Below are 23,251 nucleotides of genomic sequence, written 5' to 3' on the forward strand. Positions count from 1 at the left end.
TTTATGTCTACAGCAATTATTTGGTTTAGGCAGGATTTACGTTGCCAAGACAACTCAGCTCTCACAGCAGCTTGTCATGAGCATGATATTGTTATTCCGCTTTATATTGCAGAAAATAACTTAAAACATTTAGGCAGCGCGCAAAAATGGTGGCTACATCATTCATTATTAGCACTTAAAAAAAATCTACAAAGCCATGGCCTTAATTTACTCTTAGTAAGTGGCTCGGCCTTATCTAAGCTACAAGAGCTAATTACAACTTATCAAGTTGATACTGTCTATTGGAACCGGCGCTATCAAGCTTGGGAAATTGAGCAAGATAAAAAAATAAAAGTAGCTTTAAATAAAAATAAGGTTAGTATTAAAAGTTTTAAAGGAAATCTTTTTTTTGAGCCTTGGGAAATTCAAAATCAAAAAGGCGATTATTTTAAAGTTTTTCCACCTTTTTGGCGGCATTGTTTTCCTAAAATAAACCAATTTGACTCGTTATCTATTATAAAAAAGTGGCCTCACTGTCCTAAAGTCCATACAGAAGATTTGAAAGATTGGGGACTTCTTCCTACAAAACCCAATTGGGCTGATAAATTTAAAACTATTTGGCAGCCTGGTGAAAATGGCGGTTTACAAAAATTATCCTTTTTTATTGAAAATAATTTAAGCAATTATCAAATTAATAGAGATTATCCTGCAAAAAACGCTAGCTCAAGCCTTTCACCGCATCTCCATTTTGGCGAAATTAGCCTTGGACAAATTTGGCATGCCGTAAACAGCGTTGTAGAAAATAAATCTTATCATGCCAGTTCTATTGAACAGTTTTTAACTGAGCTAGGGTGGAGAGATTTTTGTTATCACCAACTCTATCATTTACCACAAATTACGATTCAAAACCTTAAGCCGCAATTTAATCATCTTAGTTGGCGTGTTTCAAATAAAGATTTTACAAAATGGTGCCAAGGTAAAACAGGTTTTCCTATGGTTGATGCTGGAATGCGTCAACTATGGCAGACTGGTTTTATGCATAATAGGCTGCGCATGATAACAGCTTCATTTTTGGTAAAGAATCTTCTTATTGACTGGCGTTCAGGCGCGAAGTGGTTTTTTGATACCTTACTTGATGCCGACCTTGCTATTAATTCTTTTAATTGGCAATGGATTGCTGGCAGTGGATTTGAAGCATGCCCGCCATTTCGCATTTTCAATCCTATTACGCAAGGAGAAAAGTTTGATCCAAACGGCGATTATATCAAAACCTGGCTTCCTGAATTAACAAATGTTTCTAAGAAGTGGATACACAAACCTTGGCTAGAGCCAAATTTACCGCTTAAGTTTAGTCAAGATTATTCGCCTCCTATGGTTGATTTACAAATAACAAGGCAACATGCGCTAGCCCAATATCGTGATTTAAAAAATTTTACACAGAAATGAAAACTATTATTAACTAAGGACTAGTTAAATTATGGAAGTACTTTATCTAATAAATTTAGAAGTTCTTTAAAATAAGTGATGAATAGTTAATTGTTTGATTTTTACAAATAAATTTTAAATACTTGCAAATTATTTTAGATAAATTTTACGCTTACTGCTATTATTTTTATCATATAATATGCAATTTGTATTAGGTAAATAGTATGCAGTTTTTTAAAGATAAAGAAGGGCAACCAAGCTCACTTCCAGCAGAAAGTTCGCCTTCATTATTAGACTCAATACCTACTGAAGTTTTATGGAAAATTTTTTCTTATTCTAACCCAGTTGATATGACAACCTTAGCTCAAAGTAGTAAATATTTTTCTAAATTAGTTAAAGAAGCAGATGATTTTTGGCAGGAAATATATCATCGTCATTTCCCTAATGCACCTGAAAAACTAGCAGATAAGTCTTGGTATGATACTTTTATGGAGCGTTATCAAGCAGATTATCCTCAGCCTGAAGTAAGGCGTTTAGCTTTTTTAATTAAAGCCCAGGATGAAGTGAACTTAGAAAGATTTATAAAGAAGCATCAGGGAAGCATTAAAGATTTGCTTGATATAAAAGGAAAGGAAACGGGAAAAACACCCTTAAAGTATGCTCAAGAAATTGGCAATAGAAAAATATTAGACCAACTTTTTCAAGCTGTAGATCTCAACTATAGAAACAATGTAAAGGAAGTAGCTAGCAGTGAACTTATTAGTCGTGCAATCAGTTTAAGTTGTAGTGCTATTGAAAACTTGCCGACTGAATGTAATACGCAAGCATACCAAATAATAATTGCTCAGAGTTGTATGGCTTATCATTTGAATCATTCAACTTCTGCTTTGCAAAATGTAAAAATTAAAACCTCTGATGTTGCTATAGCTGAACATCATAATATTGTTGTAGATAGGACCGCTCTTGAAGGAATTGCTCGTTATTGTATTGAAATAAATATGAGTACTGCTGCTGCCAAAGTTGTTATTGCAGAGGTTATAGATAATTTAAAAAATATTTTAGATGCCATTAATTTTATTAATTCCAGCTATTCTCATGAACCTGACTCTTTAAGTTTTTATAACGATGAGAAACTTTGTCCGCTCATCGATAAATTTCGTAAAAAATTAGAAAATAACGAGGATAGAGATCCCCGCGGTAAAGCCCTTGCTAAATTAATCTTTGCCGCTGAAGAAGCTGCTTATACGTCAAAAGCAGATGAACAAGGGAGAACAATTTTTTATTGGGCTATTGCATGCTGTCAATCTCCGCAAGCGCTTGCGAATCTATTAAAGATGGGAAGTTCCCTAGAAGAACGCTATATGAGTTTAGGTTATCGTCCACTTCATATTGCAGCTAGCCTTGGATACAACGAAATTATCCAGTTATTTTTTACAGAAGGTGCAGATCCCTTAATTCTTAATACAGGTAACTCAATTTTTGTTGATTATTTTAAGGCAGGAAATTTAGCTAATTATTTAACCCATCGCATTCAGGGTTATCAAGAAGATAATAGACAACTTGAACAAATAGTCGAATCAAAATTTCATTGCATGATACCCATACATCTGGCCGCAGAATACGGACATAAAAAGACTGTAATTAAGTTTATTCAATATGAGCCTACTTGTGCTACAACTATGAATGATGCTAGGCAAGAAGTAATGGATGTTGCTGTTATGGCAGGACAAAAGGAGGTCGTTGAAGCGTTACTACAACTTAGTCCGCAGTTTTTTTCAAGATTAAACCAGGAGTCTCTACTTGTTTATGCTACTGATTATAACCATACAGGTTTACTGATTTATCTTGTAAAATACCTCCTTCAACAACGTGATGACTTAGCTAAGGATCCTCAACTTACAGAGCCTAGCAATTCGGCGCTTGAAATAGAGTTAACAGATCACTCTTATTTTACTCTACACTTCCCATCTGAGATAGATACAATTTTTGAATACTACTTATCATTTGTTAACGAAGAAGAGGACTTGTTAGGTATAGAGGCTTTCATAAGTACAATCTATCGATATGATCCTAAATATTTAAACACTCTTATCACTAATGCGCCTATAAATTTCAAGCCAAAAATTAAAAATGAAATTCAAAAAATACGCGATGACCTCTCTTCAGATAATGTGTTTTTATATGTAAAAAATGGCGATATAGAGGGCTTAAGTCGAACGTTAACCTTATTAAGTATGCTTGATCAAGAAGATAAACAAGGTAAATCACTTTTGACAGTAGCTAGCCAAGAAAAAAACCCATTAGTTTTAAACTATATTTATCAACTAGCGATAGCTTTTAATTCTGAAAAAAATATTCTTAATACCAAAAAACAAAGTGGTGAGCATAGAACGATCTTATATTGGGCTATTGTATGTCACCAAGACGAAAAAGTGATTCAAGAATTATTAGATAAAGGAAGTAAACCAAATGAGAAATATTTTACTAATAATTCTCAACCTTTACATATCGCTGCTCAACATGGTAATAATAAAATTATACCCCTTTTAATTAAAGCCGGTGCGTCCCTTACAGCACCGGATATAATTGGTAAACTACCTATTCACGTTGCGATAGAATATGGTAATTTAGAAGCAGTTGAACAGTTTCTTACACAAGATAAAGCTTTATTAAAAATACTAGATTTTAATGGACGTACCCTGCTTCATCTCGCGGTACGATATGGCCAGCCTAAAATTATGGAATTTTTAATTAAGCAAGGTTGTGATCTTAAAGCTACTGACAGCTTCGACATGCAACCGATTCATTTAGCTGTAAAGGAAGGTCAACTTGAGGCAGTTAAATGTCTTCTTGAAACATCAAATGATCTACTTGAAGAAAAAGACAGAAGTGGTAAAACAACACAAGAATTGGCTGAACTGCATGGCAATACTCAATTAAGTAAACTTATTTCGGAATATGAAGACAATAAGCATAGTGACAAAAGGCAAAAAAGACCAGGGTAAATTAAAAAGCTATCTTGCTTTTCAATCCTAATTTAAATTATTTTAGTGCATACTGATAGTGACAATAGCCCTTATAGCAAAATCTGTTCTTAATTAGACATTTTCCAAGATGCCTCGGACAAGCCGAGGTACATAGACATTATTGAGTGGATAATAAAAGAAAAAGTAGTTACAGATAATAGTAGCCTGGGTGAAACGAAGTGAAACCCGGTGCCGGCCTTTTAGGCCTGCACCCAGGCTACCTATTTTTTTGGTAAATTCATTCACCAATAATGCCAGGCATGTAGACCAAACTACCGTCAACACGCCTTAACTATTTTAAATTGCCATTAAATCCTTTTCTTTTTCACTTAACACAGCGTCAACTTCCGCGATGTATTTATCGGTTATTTTTTGAATAACTTCGGCTGCTTTGCGCTCATCATCTTCAGAAATAGCTTTGTCTTTTACTAATTCTTTAAGTTGATTATTGGCATCACGGCGAATATTACGAATTGCAACGCGACCTTGCTCTCCCTCAGCACGTACAATGCGAGTCATCTCTTTACGTCGCTCTTCAGTTAAAGGCGGCATTGGTACCCGGATTGCAGAACCTGCGGTTGCTGGGTTTAATCCTAGATCAGCATTTAGAATTGCCTTTTCAATAGCAGCAACCATTGATTTTTCCCAAGGCGTTACTAAAAGTGTCCGTGAGTCACTTGCTGTAACGTTCGCTACCTGATTTAAAGGTGTAGGATTGCCATAATAATCAACTTGAACATGATCTAATAAACTTGCATTAGCACGGCCTGTTCTAATTTTTGTTAAATCATGTCTTAAAGTCTCCACAGACTTCTTCATTCGTTTTTCGGCATCCTGCTTAATTTCATTAATCATGACTTGCTCCAACTATAGTTCCTACATGCTCACCAAGCACAATTTTTCGTAGCGCCTGAGCTGCACTCATATCAAAGACTTGTAAAGGCATATTATGCTCTTCACACAAACAAATCGCAGTGGAATCCATAACTTTTAAACTATCGCTAAGGATTTGCTTGTAAGTTAAAAACTCATAACGTTTAGCTGCTGGATTTTTAACAGGATCATCGGAATAAATGCCATCAACCTTAGTTGCTTTCAATACTACATCTGCGCCTACTTCAATAGCACGAAGGCATGCTGCTGTATCAGTTGTAAAGAAAGGATTCCCAGTGCCAGCTGCAAAAATAACGACATGTTTATTTCTTAAATGTGTTATTGCTTTACGGCGGTGATAGGGATCAACAACACCAAGCATAGGGATGGCTGACATAATACGCGCTGGCAAATCAATCCTCTCCATCGCATCACGCATAGCTAGCGCATTCATCACCGTTGCAAGCATTCCCATATGGTCACCGGTAACACGGCCTAGCCCTGCCTCGGATAACGCTTTACCACGAAATAAATTGCCTCCGCCAACCACTAGCGCAACTTCTACACTCATTGAAATTAACTCAGCGACTTCATTGGCAATTCGGTCTAAAACAGCTGGGTCAATACCAAACTGCGAATTGCCCATAAGGGCTTCGCCACTATATTTCAATAAAATACGTTTATATTTTAAAGGTTGATTTTCACTCATTAATCACGAACCTGCGCCATAACTTCTTCAACAAAATTATCTTCTTTTTTAGCAATTCCTTCACCTACTTCATAGCGAATAAAGGAAACTACTTCAGCATTTTTTTCCTTTAATAACTGACCGACTTTAATATCTGGGTTTTTAACAAATGGCTGACCTAATAAACTAACTTCGTCAACAAACTTATTAATACGTCCTTCAATCATCTTATCAATAATTTCTTGTGGTTTACCACTTTCACGTGCTTGCGCTGTAAATATTTCTCGCTCATTTTCAATGACGTCAGCAGAAACTTGATCACGACTAACTACCATTGGCCGGCTAGCAGCAATGTGCATAGCTATATCTTTAGCCAGTGTTTCATTACCATTTTTTACCGCAACCAAAACACCAATACGCGTACCGTGTAAGTAAGAGCCAACTACCCCATCTTCGCATTGTAATTTTTCTAAGCGACGAATTTTAATATTTTCACCAATCTTAGCTACAAGCTGCTGTCTTTCATGTTCAACAGTATTATCTGTATTTGCTAAAGTAGCATTAGACAACTCATTAACATCTTTAATATTTTCGTTGTTTAATGCAGTAGCAGGTACTCTTTCAGCAAATTTAATGAAATTTTCTTCCCGAGCAACGAAATCAGTTTCTGTATTAATTTCAACAATAACAGCTACTTTATTATCAGAAGAAAGTGCTGTAGCAATGACACCTTCTGCTGCGATTCTATCTGCTTTTTTATCTGCCTTTGCTTGGCCTGCTTTACGCATTTCAGAAATAGCTTGTTCAATATCACCATTAGTCATAACCAAGAACTTTTTGCACTCCATCATTGGCGCGCCTGTTCTTTCCCTTAATTTCATTACTTGCGATGCACTAATTGACATTTAATCCTCCACATAACAAAAAGGGAATACATCTTAACGACGTATTTCCCTTCATTCGATATCTTACGTTTAACTGTGAACTAACTTATTTGCCTGACTTAAATTAATTAGATTCAATCTAAGGATTTAATTACAGACCTCAAATTTTCAACTTATTCTTCACTAGCCTTTTCATCAGCTTCTTTTTCGTTGACTTCAACGAATTCAGCATTTGCATCAGCTCCACCTGTAGTATTGCCATTTTTAGCATCTAGGATTGCGTCAGCAATACAGCGTACATAAATGTCAACTGCGCGCATCGAATCATCATTTCCAGGAATAACATAATCAATGTTATCAGGGTTATTATTTGTATCAACAATACCAATAACAGGAATTTTTAAGCGACGCGCTTCTTCTACAGCAATATGCTCAAAGCCTACGTCAATAACAAATAAGGCATCAGGCAAGCCGTTCATGTTTTCAATACCGCCTAAACCACGCTCTAATTTTTCCAGCTCACGAGTCAGCATTAGTGCTTCTTTTTTAATCATGCCTGCAAAAGCACCTTTTTCTTGCATTTCTTTTAATTCTTTTAATCTAAAGATAGATTGACGGACTGTTTTAAAGTTAGTCAACATTCCACCTAACCAGCGATGATCAATGTAAGGCATGCCACAACGTATTGCATGGTTACGAATACTTTCTTGCGCGGCTCTTTTAGTTCCAACAAATAAAATTTTAGCTTTATTTGCTGCTAGACGACCAACATAGTTAGTTACGTCATTTAGCATAGGTAGGGTTTTTTCTAAATTGATAATGTGAATTTTATTTCTTGAGCCAAAAATATAAGGCGCCATTTTAGGGTTCCAAAAGCGAGTTCTATGTCCAAAATGAGCACCTGCTTCAAGCAGTTCACGCATACTTACATTCATTCTATTCTCCAGGGTTAGGCCTCCACGCTTCCCATAAGAAACCCATATTTAATTTTATAGGACCCTATCTTATGTGCCGAAACGTGTGTGTCGTTAAAAAGCGCGCTATTTATACCATATTTAAGCTTTGCCAGCAACGTTGCTATCAAATTTGGTCAGGTAAATTTATTTATTTGTGCAGAATTAAAAAACCAGGTATATAATTAATCGTAATTAAAAACAATTAATTAAGGAGAGATTATGTTTACGAAGAAATTATTACCTATTATCGCTTTTGCTGCCTTTACAGCACAACCTATGTTTGCAGCAGATTCTTCTAATACATCAACGACAGGATCGTCAGCCACTGGGGCATCAACGACAGATACTTCAACTAGTACTTCAACGACTCCTAGTTCAACTACTACAACACCAACTTCAACGTCTACAACAACTGACACATCAGCTACTTCTAGTTCAGCAAACGATAATGGTAATAACTCAACATCATGTAACTGCCACAAAAAGAGCATGATGGAAATGGCTCAAGCCTTACAATTAACTGATGCGCAAAAAGATCAAATGAAAGCAATTAGAGAAAAAGCAAAAGCAAGCCTTCAAGCTAACAAAGATCAAATGCGATCTATCCGTAGCCAAATGCATGATTTAATTACTTCAAGCTCAATGGATAGTTCTAAGTTAGATTCTTTAATTAGCCAAAAAACAGCTCTTCTCGGTAAAATGATAAGAACTAAAGTAGAAGCTAAACATCAAATGTATATGGTTCTTAATCCTCAACAACAACAAAAATTTCAACAAATGTTGAAAGATGAGCAATCACATTCTTGCCATTAATCTCTATATTTAAATTTTCATGCCATACTAAAACAGTATGGCATGTTAAGTTAAATCAAAGATCTATTCTGAAACGATCAATACAAATTCATGTATAATTAAAGAATTTAGAATGATTTACTGCTCTTTACGTTAAAGTAAGATAAAATTATATATTCAGCTAAACATTTGAGCCTTTCCAATGCTAGTTAGCTGTTTAAAGTCCTAAATTAAAGTGAGTTTGACATAAGATAAAAGTTAATTATGTCGTTAAGTAAACCTTAATTTATATAAAATTAACAAATTTAAATTATTTAGTATGTGGATTTAAATCATGGCAGTCACTATTAAAACCTCAGAAGAAATTGAAAAAATGCGTGTTGCTGGACGTTTAGCAGGCGACGTTTTGACAATGATTGGCCCTTATGTAAAAGAAGGGGTAACCACAGACGAGTTAAATACTATCTGTCATGACTATATAGTTAATGAGCAGAAAGCCATTCCAGCTCCTCTTAATTATAATGGGTTTCCCAAATCAATTTGCACATCAATTAATCATGTTGTTTGCCATGGCATTCCGGGTAAACGATTATTGAAAAATGGCGATATTCTAAATATCGATGTGACAGTGATTAAGGATGGCTATCATGGCGATACGAGTAAAATGTTTTTTATCGGTGAGCCTACAATAAAAGGAAAACATGTCGTTAAAATTGCTCATGAATGCCTTTATATCGGTATAGAAATGGTAAAACCCGGTATAAGACTTGGTGATATAGGTCATGCTATTCAGCAACATGCAGAAAAAAATCGTTGCTCAGTAGTACGCGATTATTGTGGACATGGTATTGGTGCTATTTTTCATGAAGAACCACAAGTACTACATTATGGCACACCTGGTACAGGTGAAATTTTGCAAGAAGGGATGACGTTTACTATTGAGCCTATGGTAAATCTTGGTAAACATCATACTCGTTTATTGCCTGATAAATGGACAGTTGTAACGCGTGATCATAGTTTATCAGCGCAATGGGAACACACGCTTTTAGTCACAGCTAATGGCGTTGAAATTTTAACATTGCGAGATGAAGAGAAATAATTATCCATTAAAATATACCTTAAAACAATTTAAGGAACATTTAGCAGAGCAATTTAATGCGCAAAAGAGTATTACTGTTACAGCGCAAAAATTAGTTAATTTTATTGATAAAGAACTGCTTAAACTTTTTCGCAAGAATAACCTTCATAAAGAAGATTGCTTTTGTCTTATCGCTTTAGGGAGTTATGGAAGACAAGAACTTCAACTTCATTCTGATATAGATATTTTATTACTGCATGCAGACTCTGTGAATGACGAACAGTTACATCGTGCACAAGCCTTTATTCAGAATTGCTGGGATAATGGCTTTGGTATTAGCCATCAAATTACAACAGTTAAAGCCTGTGCTGATTTAGCTAGTCAAGATGTTAGCGTTATCTCCAGTATTTTAGATATGCGCCTGTTAGGCGGGCATAGTAAATTAATGGAAGAATTAGTTTATCAAACTCACCCACTACACATGTGGCCAAGCGATCAATACTTTTTTGCTAAGCAAGCTGAACAGCAGCAGCGTTACTGTAAATATGGCGAGACAGCTTATAATTTAGAACCTAATGTTAAATATGGGCCAGGTGGTTTACGCGATATTCAAATTCTACTTAGCATTAGTAAACGTCATTTCATCATTAAAAAATTAGCTGATGGTATTAATTATAATTTTATTACTGATAAGGAATATGAAGAACTAGTTAAATGCCAACACTTTCTTTGGCGAGTTCGTTTTACCCTTCATTTATTGGCAGGCAAAGCAGAAGAGCGTTTGCTATTTGACTATCAAGTTAAATTAGCAGCCTTCTTTGGCTATCGAGATAAACCCCATTCATTAGCCATCGAGCAGTTTATGAAAACCTATTTTCAGATAATCAAACGTAGCCGAGAAATTAATGAAATGCTATTACAATGGTTTTCAGAAACGATTGTTCATAAAGAAAAACAACACCTTAAACCCTTAGATGCTAATTTTCAACTTTCTAATCAGTTTATTGAAGTAAAGCATGCTAAAGTTTTCGCTAATGATCCTACATGTTTATTAAAACTATTTTTATGGATTGCTAAATGTCCAGATATCCAAGGCGTTCGTGCAAGTACTATTCGTTTAATCAGACAACACCTTTACTTAATCGGCACGAGTTTTCGCTCATCGACAACTGCAAGACAAACTTTCTTATCTATTTTTAAAGATTCAATTAATACATTTGAAGCCTTAAATTACATGAATAAATATGGCGTCTTAAGTCGTTATCTTGACTGTTTCGCTGCAATTACAGGTCAGATGCAATATGATTTATTCCATGTATATACAGTCGATCAGCACACTTTATTTGTTATCCGCAATTTAGTTCGCTTTTTAGATAAGAATTTTGCTAAGCAGTTTCCGCTCGCTGTAGAACTTATGGCGAAAATACCTAAAAAAGAGGTTCTATATCTAGCAGCATTATTTCATGATATTGCAAAAGGGCGTGGAGGTGATCACTCTGAATTAGGCGCTGAAGAAGCTCAATCATTTGCTTATCAACATCAATTAAATCCAGAAGATACAAACTTACTTCTCTGGCTTGTTAAACACCATTTATTTATGTCTCATACCGCACAACGCCAAGATATCTATGATCCTAAAACCATCCATCATTTTTGTCTTATGTTTCCTAAGCCAAGCTACCTTGACTATCTTTACTTATTGACAGTCGCTGATATTTGCGCAACAAACCAAAACTTATGGAATACTTGGAAAGATTCCTTGTTAAAAGAGTTATATCGTGCAGCAGCAACAGCCTTTCAACAGCAAGAAAATTGTTTAAACGAGGATGAACTTATTAGTATACGTAAGCAGCAAGCCCTTAAGTTATTGCTGCAGGAATTAGATAAAGAAGAAGTTGAAAAACTGTGGTCATCATTTAAAAGTAGATATTTTCTCCATGAAACACCAGAGATGATTGCAATTCATACTAAAGCTATTTTAACTTGTCAAAACTATCCTTTAGTTTCAATCTTACCGCACTATAGTCAAGGTGGAATGGAAGTTTTTATTTATATGCCACACCGCGATGATAGGTTTACTATTGCCACTACCGTGTTAAGTAATTATCAAGCAACCATTCAGGAAGCAGTCATTTTAACCTGCGATAATCAATTTGATTTAGATACCTACATTATTTTAAACGAACAACATCAAGCTTCTTTTACTGCTGGAAAAATAAAATTAATTGAACATGAATTAATTAAGCGATTAAGTGATATTAAAGAAATACCTAGAATTGCTAAGCATCGATTGTCCCGAACCTTAGCTCATTTTAAGTTCAAACCCAGTATTACCTTTAATGATGAGCCTCCTTATACTCGCTTATTTCTTATAACAGCAGATAGGCCAGGTTTACTAGCACATGTTAGCCGTGCTTTCACGAAACTAAATATTCATCTGCATAATGCTAAAATAGTCACTGCAGGCGAAAAAGCTGAAGACACCTTCTTTATTTCAACTAAAACAGATGACTTACTTACTACACATGAGCAAGATTTATTACGTAAAATGTTGCTGAAAGAATTAACAAGTGAATTTTAATTTCTGAATTCCGCGAACAAATAGTGGAATGTTAGCAACGTTTCATAGTCCCAAAGTAGCCTGGGTGCAACGAAGTGAAACCCGGGTTATGGCCTAAAGGCCTGCACCCAGGCTACCTATTCCTTGATTTAACGACGCAGCTTAAAAAAGTCGCTAAGTAATACAGAACATTCTTTCTCTAAAACACCTTCATCTATTTGAATTTGATGATTGAGGGGATAACCCTGTAATAAATTATAAACAGAGCCTGCAGCGCCAGCTTTAAAATCTCGTGTTGCAAAAACTACTCGCTTAATACGAGCTTGTACCATAGCACCTGCACACATTACACAAGGCTCTAAAGTGACATACAGGGTCGCTTGTGTAAGGCGATGATTGCCTAAATGCATGGCAGCTGCACGCAAGGCACAAATTTCAGCGTGTGCACATGGATCTTTATCAGTAATAGTACGATTATGGCCATGTGCTATCAATTGATTATCTACAACAACAATAGCTCCTATGGGAACTTCATGTAACTTATACGCTTTAAGCGCTTGCAAATACGCTTCGCGCATCCAATGTTTGTCTTGATTTATTCCCATTCAATCGTTGCTGGCGGCTTTCCCGAAATGTCATAAGTTACCCGAGAAACACCAGGAACTTCATTAATAATTCGATTAGAAACTTGTCCTAAAAAATCCCAAGGTAAATGAGCCCAATGTGCCGTCATAAAATCAATTGTTTCAACAGCGCGTAAACAAATAACAAAATCATAACGTCGCCCATCGCCCATCACGCCAACACTTTTTATAGGTAAGAAAACAGCAAAGGCTTGACTAACTTTATGATAAAGATCTACTTTATATAATTCCTCTAAGAAAATGGCATCTGCTCGACGCAAAATATCAGCATATTCCTTTTTAACTTCACCAAGAATACGCACGCCCAAACCTGGGCCTGGAAAAGGATGCCTATAAACCATATCATAAGGAAGACCAAGCTCTAAACCAATTTTTCTGACTTCATCTTTAAATAACTCACGAATGGGTTCAAGCAACTTCAAATTTAATGTTTCAGGCAAACCACCTACATTATGATGAGATTTAATAACCACAGACGCCTCTTTAGTATAAGTCGCTGCTGATTCTATTACATCAGGATAAATCGTTCCCTGAGCCAGCCATTTAACTTCAGGAATCTTTTGTGCTTCATTGTCAAATACGTCAATGAAAGTGTGGCCAATAATTTTTCGTTTTTGTTCAGGACAAGTTATTCCTTCTAGCGCTTTTAAAAATTGCTCTTCTGCATTAACTGCAATAATTCGAATACCAAGATGACGGCCAAACATTGATAACACTTGTTCTGGCTCATCAAGTCGTAATAAGCCTGTATTGACAAAAACGCAGGTTAACTGATCACCAATTGCTTTATGTAGTAATGCGGCAACCACTGACGAGTCAACACCGCCTGAGAGACCTAAAAGGACATGATCTTGCCCAACTTTTTTACGAATATCAAGAATTGATTCTTCGATAATATTAGTTGGCGTCCAATCATTAACAGCGTTACAAATTTCTACCACAAAGCGCTCAAGAATACGCAAACCTTGAGTGGTGTGAGTAACTTCCGGATGAAACTGCAAACCATACAAGCCTCGTTCTTCACAAGCCATGCCAGCAATAGGCGCATTACGTGTTTCACAAATGACTTTAAACCCTGGCGGTAAGGAAGTGACTTTATCACCATGACTCATCCAAACATCAAGTAAGGCTTCGCCATTGATGGTTGTTCGGTCTTCTATATTTGTTAATAACTTAGAATGTCCATGCAAACGAAGCTCAGCATAACCAAATTCTCGAATTGGTGACGATTGGACCTCCCCACCTAGTTGAACAGCCATTAACTGCATACCATAGCATATCCCTAAAACAGGAATATTTGCTTGAAAAACCCAACTTTGTGCTTTTGGCGTTGACTCTGCACTAGCGGTAGCAGGTCCGCCAGATAAAATAATACCGCAAGGTGATAATGACTCGAAAACTTCTTTATCAATATTAAAAGAATGAATTTCACAATAAACGCCCATTTCTCGAACGCGTCTAGCAATTAATTGGGTGTATTGAGAACCAAAATCAAGGATTAGTAGGGGTCGCTTTTTACTTACTGTCATAACTAATTATCAACCTGGTAATTAGGAGCTTGTTTAATAATATTAACATCGTGTACATGCGATTCACGCATACCGGCATTGGTTACTTGAACAAATTGTGCCTTTTCATGCAGCACTTTAATAGATGCACAGCCAGTATAACCCATACAAGAACGTAAACCGCCAATCATTTGATGAATAATACCTTGTACGGGACCTTTATAAGCCACACGGCCTTCAATACCCTCAGGCACAAGTTTATCACTACCTTGCGTTAAATCTTGAAAATAACGATCACTTGAACCTTGCGCCTGTGCCATCGCACCAATTGAACCCATTCCACGATAACTTTTATATGTTCGACCTTGATAAAATTCAAGCTCACCTGGGGATTCTTCCGTACCAGCAAAAAGATTACCAAGCATGACAGTATGCGCGCCTGCAGCTAAGGCTTTGCACATGTCACCAGAGAAACGAATGCCACCATCGGCAATGATAGGAATACCACTTCCTTTTAAGCCTTCTGCAACATTAGTAATAGCTGTGATCTGTGGCACACCTACGCCGGTAACAATTCTAGTTGTACAAATGGAACCAGGACCAATACCAACTTTAACGGCATCCACCCCCGCTTCCATAAGCGCGCGGGCAGCAGCAGCGGTGGCAATATTACCGCCAATTACTTGAACATTAGGGAAATGCTTCTTAATCCAAGCTACTCTATCTATTACCCCTTGTGAATGGCCATGAGCAGTATCAACTGTTAAAACATCTACGCCAGCGTCAACTAGTGCAGCTACACGCTGGTCAGTACCCTCTCCAACACCAACGGCAGCCCCTACCCGTAGTTGCTCCGCTCCGTCTTTACAAGCAAAAGGGTTTTCTTTCGCTTTTTGAATATCTTTTACAGTAATTAAGCCGCGTAGATTAAATGCTTCATTGACAACTAATAACTTTTCTAATCGATGTTTATGTAGGAGACTACGAATTTCTTCTCGACTAGCGCCTTCTTTTACAGTAACTAATCGTTCCTTAGGAGTCATAACAGCTGATACTGGTAAAGAGAAATTTGTTTCAAAACGAATATCGCGGCTAGTAACTATCCCCACGAGCAAATCGCCTTCAACCACAGGAACACCTGAGAAGCTATGCTTAGCCATCACTTCTAACAATTCTTTAACTGTTAAATTAGGTGAAACATAAATAGGATCTTTAACCATCCCACTTTCAAATTTTTTCACCTTACGGACTTCCTCAGCTTGTGCTGCAATACTCATATTTTTATGAATAATGCCTATACCGCCTTCTTGCGCCATTGCAATAGCTAATCTTGCTTCAGTCACAGTATCCATAGCGGCAGAAATTAAGGGAATATTTAGCTGAATTTCACGGGTTAGTTGTGTCTTTAACAACACTTCCTTTGGAAGCACCTGCGAATGAGCAGGAACTAATAATACATCATCGAAAGTCAATGCCTGTTGCAAAATGGAAAGCGACATACCTTGCTCCTGCAGTTAATTAACCGCATAGTCTAGCAAAATTTTAATCAATTTACTAATGAAAAATGCTTAGCATACTAAATTATAAGCACTAAAAAAGAAAAAAGGATATTTTTGTGCTCACTTATAAGAGGTTTAAATTGAGATAACTCATAGAAGATCTTAATTTCAATCACATTAAAATCTTTTAACATTCAGTTTATACTACTGCAGTCTGAGTATAGATAGCTAGCTAGTTAATGCAAAACAATAAAAAGTCGCTACATATGTAAACTTGAAGCTAGGCTACCAAGTTCTACAACAGCAGTGGCAAAGAACCCAAGCCCATACCCTAAGGCCGCTGCATTACTAGTTGGAGTATAAAAGGATCCATAATGCATAGAGCCATCCATTAACCCATTTGCTACACCCCATAAAAATGCTAAGGAATCCCCTACTCCAATTGAATTTTCGTCACTATCGGTTAGACTTTGACTTCTGGCTTTTATTTCACTTACTTCTTTACCGGATGTATTTTCATACAAATATGCATATTCTGCAGCAGTTTTAATTATCTCCTGTCCTAAGGGACTTTGATTTAATTTTTTCTTGTATGTTTCCAAATTAGAGACAAATTTATTTCTAGGGTAATCGTCACTCCAAGCTGTAAGTTCTTCTTTAGGTAGCTTGAAAGGTAATTGGGCTTTACTTCGTATAAGTGTGTTTAATAATATCAAAAAATATAAATCAGCTATTTTTTTATTAGATGCATCATCTAAGGACACTCGTTCACGAGTTGAAGGGGAGCGATCGCGCTCTAAGAGCAATTGCATTGCCTCCTTTTCCTCTACAGTCCATTGCTCTTGTTCTACCATATCTTTAACAACTTGTTGATAGGTATTGTAAAAATTTGAGGGATTTAAATCATTTATAATTTTTTTGCTTTCATGAGCGTTAGGCATACATTTTAATACTAAAGTATACTTATTGAACAATTATAACACAATAAATTGCTGTTGGTCAATTTGGTTATAAGTATACTTATATGCTGGAATTGCCTTCTACCTGCTTTATTAAATTTATTTTGAATTCCAAGAATCTATAAATATTAAAAGGTAAAAATAGTAGGTGAAAGATTTTATTAAATTATTTTTGTTTAGATAAACTATACTTCATAAAAGCAAATGACATTATTTACAGGAAAAAAAGAAAAGAACCCCAAACTTTTGATAATTTGCGTTCAATTTGCACAAATTGTTAGATATGACTTATAATTTACTAGAAACTTTAGCAAGGATGCCATTATGAAAAAATTACTACTTGCCTTTGTTGTTGTTTCTTCTTCTTTAACTTTAACTGGCTGTGGATTTGGCATGGGCGGATGTTGCCCTGATTATAGTGCCGTTTCTTATACCACAACTTCTTGTTGTAGCTCTAACTGGTAATTCCTATTAAATAGAAGGTCTAAATTAGACCTTCTATTTTCGTAATTCAATAACTGTTACTTCAATAGGTTTTTTACCTATATTGACATCTTGATGAGGATATTTGCCTTGTTTAACGCTTAAAAAAACAGGCTTATTCTTACTAAAAGTAATTATTTCTCTCTTACCTGTTTGATAGATAACCATCATTTGGCCATTATCTTTTGGTATAACTACCCTGGCAAATTCATGGGTGTGAAAAGGCAATTGTTGGTTAGGGCAAATGACTGTTTTCCAAACTTTAGTTGCTTTCTTTTCAATAAAGATTTCACGCTTAGTTTCACAGTTTGCAGCTGAGACAAAAGCACTTGGTAATAACAAGGTAAAAATTAAACCCTTTTTAAACATAAAACTTCCTCTAAAATTAATCTAAGTTTAGTAAAGCAGGGACCTCAGGCCTAATCTCTAAAAGCCTATTTTTATCAGTTACAAAGACGGCCGTAGGTTGATGTCTTTTACAATCTTCTTCTGCTAATTGAATAAAAGAAGCAATAATAATAATGTCGCCTGGCGTTACTAAATGCGCTGCGGCACCGTTCACACAAATGGCAGATGTTTCAGATTCTCCTTCAATTGCATATGTTTCAAAACGTGTTCCTGCTGTGACATTCCAAACTTGTACCGCTTCAAAAGGAAGTATATTAGCTGCTGCTAATAATTGAGGAGAAATAGTTATACTTCCCTCATAATCTAAATCAGCGTGAGTAACATATGCCCGATGAATTTTAGACTTTAACATACGACGATAAAACATAGATTCCTTAACAAATAAGATGAGTTTTTTAATAAAATTAAACTAATTTTTAGGCATTAGTTAAAAAAATTAGTTTATTTTATAAAATCAGTTACTTATAATTTTTTAATAGGCTTATTTTAGTTATTTGTATAATGCCTGATGTTAACTCACAATGAATTATTTATCATCCCTTTGCTACTTTAATTTTAAAAAAATAATTATTATTTTTTTCCTAATGCACTATTGAGCTTGAACTGAACAATCAATAACGTGTAAACTGATTTAAAATTATTTGTTAATTACTTACAGGGGCATCGTTTTGGCTAAGATTATAGTTGTCACCTCAGGTAAAGGCGGGGTAGGGAAAACCACAACTTCTGCAGCAATCTCTTCAGGCCTAGCACTACAAGGCCATAAAACTGTTGTTGTAGATTTTGATATAGGACTTAGAAATTTAGATATTATTATGGGGTGTGAACGCCGGGTAGTGTTTGATTTTGTTAATGTTATTAATGGAGAGGCAAGCCTTAACCAAGCTTTAATTAAAGATAAGCGCATTCCTCAACTATGTATTTTGCCTGCTTCACAAACACGGGATAAAGATGCATTGACTTTAGAAGGTGTAGGTAAGGTTTTGACAGATCTTTCTGCTGAATTTGATTATATCGTTTGTGATTCTCCTGCAGGAATTGAAACTGGTGCGCTTATGGCAATGTATTATGCAGATCATGCCATTGTGGTTACCAATCCTGAGGTATCTTCAGTTAGAGATTCTGATAGGATTCTCGGTATCTTAGCAAGTAAGACTAAACGCGCAATTGAAAACGATAGCCCTGTTCAGGAGCATTTACTTTTAACCCGCTATGATCCTATAAGAGTTGAAAAAGGTGAAATGTTGTCAGTAGAAGATGTCAAAGAAATCCTTGCTATTCCTCTTATTGGTGTTGTACCTGAATCTAAAGCTGTATTAAAAGCCTCTAATACAGGCACACCTGTCATCCTTGATGAAGTTAGCGATGCAGGCCTTGCTTACAAAGATGCTATAGCTCGCTTTTTAGGTGAAAGCAGACCTATGCGTTTTATCAGTCCGGAGCGTAAAGGATTACTACGCCGGCTATTTAGTAAAAACAAGGAGGATGTTCCAGCATGAGCATATTTAGCTATTTAAAAAAAAGAACTAGCACAGCCTCTGTTGCTAAAGAAAGACTACAAATTATTATTTCACATGAGCGTACTCAACGAAGTACGCCTGACTACTTACCTAAACTCCAAGAAGAAATACTAACTGTCATTGCTAAATATATTCCTATAACTCGTGATAAAGTTAGTGTTAACTTGGAGCGTATGGGCGATAATGCTGTCTTGGAACTAAATGTTACTATGCCAGATGAAGCCCTTGAAGAAGCTTAGGTTAAAGTTTATGGCAGCCTTACTAATATTTATACCTTCCTTTAACTTTTTCAACTGACATTAAATTATTTTTAAATGTCTTATAATTATATTTAATTAAATATATCCTCCTTTCAGAATTAATTTTACTAGCCAATTTTAAATTAGATTTTTAATAAATTTGTGTAGTAATTACTTATCTTTCACTTAAGTTAATTAGCAAATACTTAAATTTTGAATTGTTTCAGCCAGTCTTATTTGGAAAAAGATAATTTATCTCTTTCCGTGAATTGCCAACGAGATGAGATAGTCGGCTAAAACAAACTGAAAAAGCCTAATATATATAAATTTTTACAGCTTTTTGGGTCAAGACTAGCCACAATGGCAGTTTGATAAGAGGTTTAATAAAGACACTATAATTATATATATGCTTCTCTTAATTTTATAGCTATGGAAAAAAAACCACTCGTCGTGATTACTGGTGCTAGTAAAGGGATAGGTAGGGCATTAGCAATTAAATTTGCTAAGGAAGATTATCCTTGTTTATTAATAAGTCGTCACATTACCCCTATAGATGAATTATTAGGCAATAAACATGTTCACTACGACAATGTAGATATAACCGATTATGCAGTTTTTGCAAAAGCCATTAGAGAAGTTGAAAAAACTTATGGTAAAACTGAATGTCTGATTAATAATGCAGGTCATCTTAAAGTAGGTGATTTTAGCAATTTACCAATTGAAACTTGTCATTATGAATTAGATGTATTAGTCAAAGGTGTTATTAACGGTATTAAAATTGTATTACCAGACATGGCTTCGCGTAAAACAGGCAGTATTATTAATATTAGCTCAGCCGGCGATCGCAAACCCTATCCAACAGCCGTCGTTTACCATGCAAGTAAACACGCTGTACGCTGTATTTCAGAAAGTTTACAGATGGCTGAAGCTAAAAATAATGTTCGAGTCATGAATATAGCACCTGGACTAATAAAAACAAATATTCATGAAAATATGGGTATTAGTTTCGAAGAATATTGCTCAATATTAGGTAATCCTACCTTTATTGACCCAATGGAATTAGCTGAAATAATTTACTTTTGTTTTAAATTGCCTCAGAAAATTTGTATTCGCGATATATTAATTATGCCCACTGATTGTAATTTTTAAGTTAGTTAATTTATTTATTCTAATAAGTTGATTTATATTATCACCCTAGATAACTACTGGTGAATAAGTTCGTAGAAATATAAACTACTTACTTATATCTCTACGAATGTTTATCTTATGGTATAGCTTCGAGATTATTTGATTTATCGAAATTAACAGCTTTCTTTTGCGACTTTACCAGACGTGGATTAACTCCTACGCGACGTAAATCTTCATCATTAAAATCATCTACAGCAATAACCTCTTGTCGAGCTAACTCTGCTTCTTGTAATTGAGCGGCTTCGTTAGTATTTAAAATACCAATTTTTTCTGCTTCAGCTATCTGCTCAAGTAAGGTTAAAGAATGCAGTTGACCTTCACGAACAGCACGTGATATTTTCTTTTCAATTGCCTCAACACTACATATTTTTTTAAAGGCTTCTTCTAAACGTCCTATTGGGCAGTTTGGTATTGCTTCAGAAAAGACTGATTTAACTAAGTTTGTACGTACTTCACTTGGCTCCATCATTATTTGGGCTAATTTATGTTCTAATTTATCAGAAGATTTTTGTCTTAAATTACCAAAAGGTTGCAAAATTAGTTTTAAAAAGATACGTCCCCAAGCACTGGGAAAATTAGTAATTACGCCATGCAATGCAACTTCACATTCATAGAATAGTTGCTGACAACACCATTCTACAAGTGGCAATTGTGCTACAGGTTCGCCATCTTCATGAAAGCGTTTTAAAACTGCCGAAGCTAAGTATAAGTGGCTTAATACATCACCTAAGCGAGCAGAAATTTTTTCTTTACGCTTAAGAGCACCACCTAAGATAGCCATACAAAAATCGGCTGTAAAAGCAAGGTTTGTACTGTAACGGTGAATCAATTGATAGTAGCGCTTAGCTCGACTCTGAGGTGCATAGGTTAAATAACCATCCGTAAAAATAAACACCATAGATTTAACGAAGTTTGCAGCAATAAATCCAGCATGTCCCCAAAATGCTTTATCAAACGCACTGATATCTTTCCTGCGGATACTTTCAAGCTCTTTATAGACATAAGGATGACAACGAATTGCGCCTTGGCCAAAGATAATTAAACTGCGAGTTAATATGTTAGCGCCTTCAACTGTAATGGCAATAGGTGAATTTTGAAAACCACGCCCTATGTAATTATTAGGTCCCAAACAAATACCTTTCCCACCATGAATATCCATAACATCGATAGCGATTTGGCGCCCTCTCTCGGTTGTATGGTATTTCAAAATTGCGCCAGCTACTGAAGGCTTTTCACCATGATCAATTGCTGCCGCGGCAAAACTAACACCAGCGTCAATTAAATAAGTATTACCAGCAATTCGGGCCAAAGGTTCTTCAATACCTTCAAAATTGCCTATCGCTTGATTAAATTGCTTACGAACTCGTGAGTAAGCACCGGCCGCTAGTGCGGCAGCTTGCGAGCCTCCTCTAGCACTTGAAGGTAAGGAAATAGCTCTTCCCGCACTTAAACATTCCATTAACATTCGCCAACCAAGGCCTGCCGTAGCAGCACCACCAATTAAGTAATCCATAGGAATAAAAACATCTTTTCCTTGAGTTGGACCGTTCAAAAAGGCTGTATTTAACGGGAAATGTCTTCTTCCTTTGACAACGCCTGGGGTATTTGCTGGAATCAAAGCGCAACTTATGCCAACATCATTGCCTTTGCCTAATAAATTATCTGGATCAAACATTCTAAAGGCAAGCCCAATCACAGTTGCAACTGGACAAAGAGTGATATAACGCTTATTCCAGGTTAGACGAAGTCCCAAAACTTCTTTACCATCTACTTTTTGTCGACATACTATTCCTGTATCTGGAATAGAAGCAGCGTCAGAACCAGCATTAGGGCCTGTAAGAGCGAAACAAGGAATTTCAATTCCTTTAGCCAAGCGTGGTAAATAATACTGCTTTTGTTCCTCTGTACCATATTTTAATAATAATTCACCTGGCCCTAAGGAATTAGGTACAGAAATAGTTGTGGCAGCACTAATAGATCGTCCATAAATTCTTGCTAAAATAAAGGCTTGCGCTGTTGCAGAAAATTCAAGTCCACCATACTCTTTAGGAATAATCATTCCTAAAAATCCTTTTTCCTTGATAAATTCCCATACTTCAGGTGGTAAATCTGTTCGATTATGAGTGATATCCCACTCATCAAGCATGCGACACAATTCATTTACAGGACCATCAACAAAGGCTTGCTCTTCTACAGTTAGTTGAACCGTAGGTAAATTTCTTAATTTATTAAAATCAGGAGCGCCACTAAAAATATCAGCTTCCCAACTGACAGTACCAGCTTCTAATGCTTCGCGCTCCGTTGCAGACATTGTTGGCATTGATTTACTAATCGTTTTAAATAAATAGCGAGAAATTAATTGAGCTCTTAAAAAAGGAATAGAGAAAAATAGTAAGACAACAAATGGAATTAATAAGCTAACTGCAAGTAACGAATTAGGAGAATTAAACTTCCAGATTAATAAACTTACCACTGTATAACTGATAGTCCAAACAATCATGGAGGCTTGCTTACTAAGCAAGAAAAGTATTATTCCTGCAAT

20 protein-coding genes are annotated in these 23,251 nt (G+C 35.8%); 9 read left to right on the forward strand and 11 right to left on the reverse strand.

The features are described 5' to 3' along the window. Window positions 1-3: 3 nt before the first annotated feature. Together DYH30_RS09415 and DYH30_RS09420 are read left to right on the forward strand one after the other, a co-directional pair. On the forward strand, window positions 4-1,425 hold the full coding sequence (locus DYH30_RS09415; RefSeq protein WP_115331417.1) for a cryptochrome/photolyase family protein: 1,422 nt from the start codon (window positions 4-6) through the stop codon (window positions 1,423-1,425). Between the two features lie 203 nt (window positions 1,426-1,628). Beyond that, the gene (locus DYH30_RS09420) at window positions 1,629-4,409 is read left to right on the forward strand and encodes an ankyrin repeat domain-containing protein (RefSeq protein ID WP_115331418.1); all 2,781 of its coding nucleotides are present in this window, start codon (window positions 1,629-1,631) and stop codon (window positions 4,407-4,409) included. 318 nt (window positions 4,410-4,727) lie between these two features. Here the strand turns inward: DYH30_RS09420 and frr are convergent, their stop codons facing one another. From frr to rpsB, 4 genes are all read right to left on the reverse strand, one after another. Next, on the reverse strand, window positions 4,728-5,285 hold the full coding sequence (frr, locus tag DYH30_RS09425) for a ribosome recycling factor (protein ID WP_115331419.1): 558 nt from the start codon (window positions 5,283-5,285) through the stop codon (window positions 4,728-4,730). After that, window positions 5,278-6,012: a UMP kinase gene (pyrH, locus tag DYH30_RS09430; protein WP_115331420.1), complete on the reverse strand. Its 735-nt coding sequence runs from the start codon at window positions 6,010-6,012 to the stop codon at window positions 5,278-5,280. The genes frr and pyrH overlap by 8 nt, the downstream gene beginning before the upstream one ends. Then, window positions 6,012-6,896 carry a translation elongation factor Ts gene (gene tsf / locus DYH30_RS09435; protein ID WP_115331421.1) on the reverse strand — a complete coding sequence of 295 codons (885 nt, stop codon included), beginning with the start codon at window positions 6,894-6,896 and terminating at the stop codon, window positions 6,012-6,014. The genes pyrH and tsf overlap by 1 nt, the downstream gene beginning before the upstream one ends. 152 nt (window positions 6,897-7,048) lie before the next feature. Beyond that, window positions 7,049-7,810, reverse strand: a complete 762-nt coding sequence (gene rpsB / locus DYH30_RS09440) for a 30S ribosomal protein S2 (protein WP_115331422.1) — start codon at window positions 7,808-7,810, stop codon at window positions 7,049-7,051. A 240-nt stretch (window positions 7,811-8,050) separates the two neighbouring features. Here rpsB and DYH30_RS09445 point away from each other — a divergent pair, with 240 nt between their 5' ends. From DYH30_RS09445 to glnD, 3 genes are all read left to right on the forward strand, one after another. Continuing rightward, the gene (locus tag DYH30_RS09445; protein WP_115331423.1) at window positions 8,051-8,644 is read left to right on the forward strand and encodes a Spy/CpxP family protein refolding chaperone; all 594 of its coding nucleotides are present in this window, start codon (window positions 8,051-8,053) and stop codon (window positions 8,642-8,644) included. A gap of 313 nt (window positions 8,645-8,957) precedes the next feature. Beyond that, entirely contained in the window at window positions 8,958-9,722 is a 765-nt protein-coding gene (gene map, locus DYH30_RS09450; RefSeq protein WP_115331424.1) for a type I methionyl aminopeptidase, read from the forward strand. Next, window positions 9,709-12,282: a [protein-PII] uridylyltransferase gene (glnD, locus tag DYH30_RS09455; protein ID WP_115331425.1), complete on the forward strand. Its 2,574-nt coding sequence runs from the start codon at window positions 9,709-9,711 to the stop codon at window positions 12,280-12,282. The genes map and glnD overlap by 14 nt, the downstream gene beginning before the upstream one ends. A gap of 128 nt (window positions 12,283-12,410) precedes the next feature. Here glnD and tadA read toward each other — a convergent pair whose 3' ends face one another. From tadA to DYH30_RS09475, 4 genes are all read right to left on the reverse strand, one after another. Further along, window positions 12,411-12,866, reverse strand: a complete 456-nt coding sequence (tadA, locus tag DYH30_RS09460; RefSeq protein WP_115331426.1) for a tRNA adenosine(34) deaminase TadA — start codon at window positions 12,864-12,866, stop codon at window positions 12,411-12,413. Then, window positions 12,857-14,434: a glutamine-hydrolyzing GMP synthase gene (guaA, locus tag DYH30_RS09465; RefSeq protein WP_115331427.1), complete on the reverse strand. Its 1,578-nt coding sequence runs from the start codon at window positions 14,432-14,434 to the stop codon at window positions 12,857-12,859. Before guaA ends, tadA begins: the two co-directional genes overlap by 10 nt. A 2-nt stretch (window positions 14,435-14,436) precedes the next feature. Further along, window positions 14,437-15,912, reverse strand: a complete 1,476-nt coding sequence (gene guaB / locus DYH30_RS09470; protein ID WP_115331428.1) for an IMP dehydrogenase — start codon at window positions 15,910-15,912, stop codon at window positions 14,437-14,439. A gap of 260 nt (window positions 15,913-16,172) precedes the next feature. Then, the gene (locus tag DYH30_RS09475) at window positions 16,173-16,853 is read right to left on the reverse strand and encodes a hypothetical protein (protein ID WP_115331429.1); all 681 of its coding nucleotides are present in this window, start codon (window positions 16,851-16,853) and stop codon (window positions 16,173-16,175) included. A 342-nt stretch (window positions 16,854-17,195) separates the two neighbouring features. On the opposite strand from DYH30_RS09475, the gene DYH30_RS17965 reads away from it, so the two are divergent. Continuing rightward, window positions 17,196-17,336, forward strand: coding sequence for a hypothetical protein (locus DYH30_RS17965; RefSeq protein WP_160116189.1), 141 nt, complete (start codon window positions 17,196-17,198; stop codon window positions 17,334-17,336). Between the two features lie 33 nt (window positions 17,337-17,369). Here the strand turns inward: DYH30_RS17965 and DYH30_RS09480 are convergent, their stop codons facing one another. Together DYH30_RS09480 and panD are read right to left on the reverse strand one after the other, a co-directional pair. Further along, window positions 17,370-17,723, reverse strand: coding sequence for a cupin domain-containing protein (locus tag DYH30_RS09480; RefSeq protein ID WP_115331430.1), 354 nt, complete (start codon window positions 17,721-17,723; stop codon window positions 17,370-17,372). Window positions 17,724-17,739: 16 nt separating this feature from the next. Beyond that, complete coding sequence (gene panD, locus DYH30_RS09485) at window positions 17,740-18,129, reverse strand: aspartate 1-decarboxylase (protein WP_115331431.1); 390 nt, start codon at window positions 18,127-18,129, stop codon at window positions 17,740-17,742. Between the two features lie 301 nt (window positions 18,130-18,430). On the opposite strand from panD, the gene minD reads away from it, so the two are divergent. From minD to DYH30_RS09500, 3 genes are all read left to right on the forward strand, one after another. Further along, complete coding sequence (gene minD / locus DYH30_RS09490) at window positions 18,431-19,261, forward strand: septum site-determining protein MinD (RefSeq protein WP_115331432.1); 831 nt, start codon at window positions 18,431-18,433, stop codon at window positions 19,259-19,261. After that, window positions 19,258-19,521: a cell division topological specificity factor MinE gene (gene minE / locus DYH30_RS09495; protein ID WP_115331433.1), complete on the forward strand. Its 264-nt coding sequence runs from the start codon at window positions 19,258-19,260 to the stop codon at window positions 19,519-19,521. Before minD ends, minE begins: the two co-directional genes overlap by 4 nt. Before the next feature lie 429 nt (window positions 19,522-19,950). Further along, entirely contained in the window at window positions 19,951-20,670 is a 720-nt protein-coding gene (locus DYH30_RS09500; RefSeq protein ID WP_115331434.1) for an SDR family oxidoreductase, read from the forward strand. Between the two features lie 115 nt (window positions 20,671-20,785). Here DYH30_RS09500 and DYH30_RS09505 read toward each other — a convergent pair whose 3' ends face one another. After that, window positions 20,786-23,209, reverse strand: a complete 2,424-nt coding sequence (locus DYH30_RS09505; protein ID WP_207385765.1) for an acyl-CoA dehydrogenase — start codon at window positions 23,207-23,209, stop codon at window positions 20,786-20,788. Between the last annotated feature and the right edge of the window lie 42 nt (window positions 23,210-23,251).

This window comes from Legionella busanensis (genome assembly GCF_900461525.1).
Classification (GTDB): Bacteria; Pseudomonadota; Gammaproteobacteria; order Legionellales; family Legionellaceae; genus Legionella_C; species Legionella_C busanensis.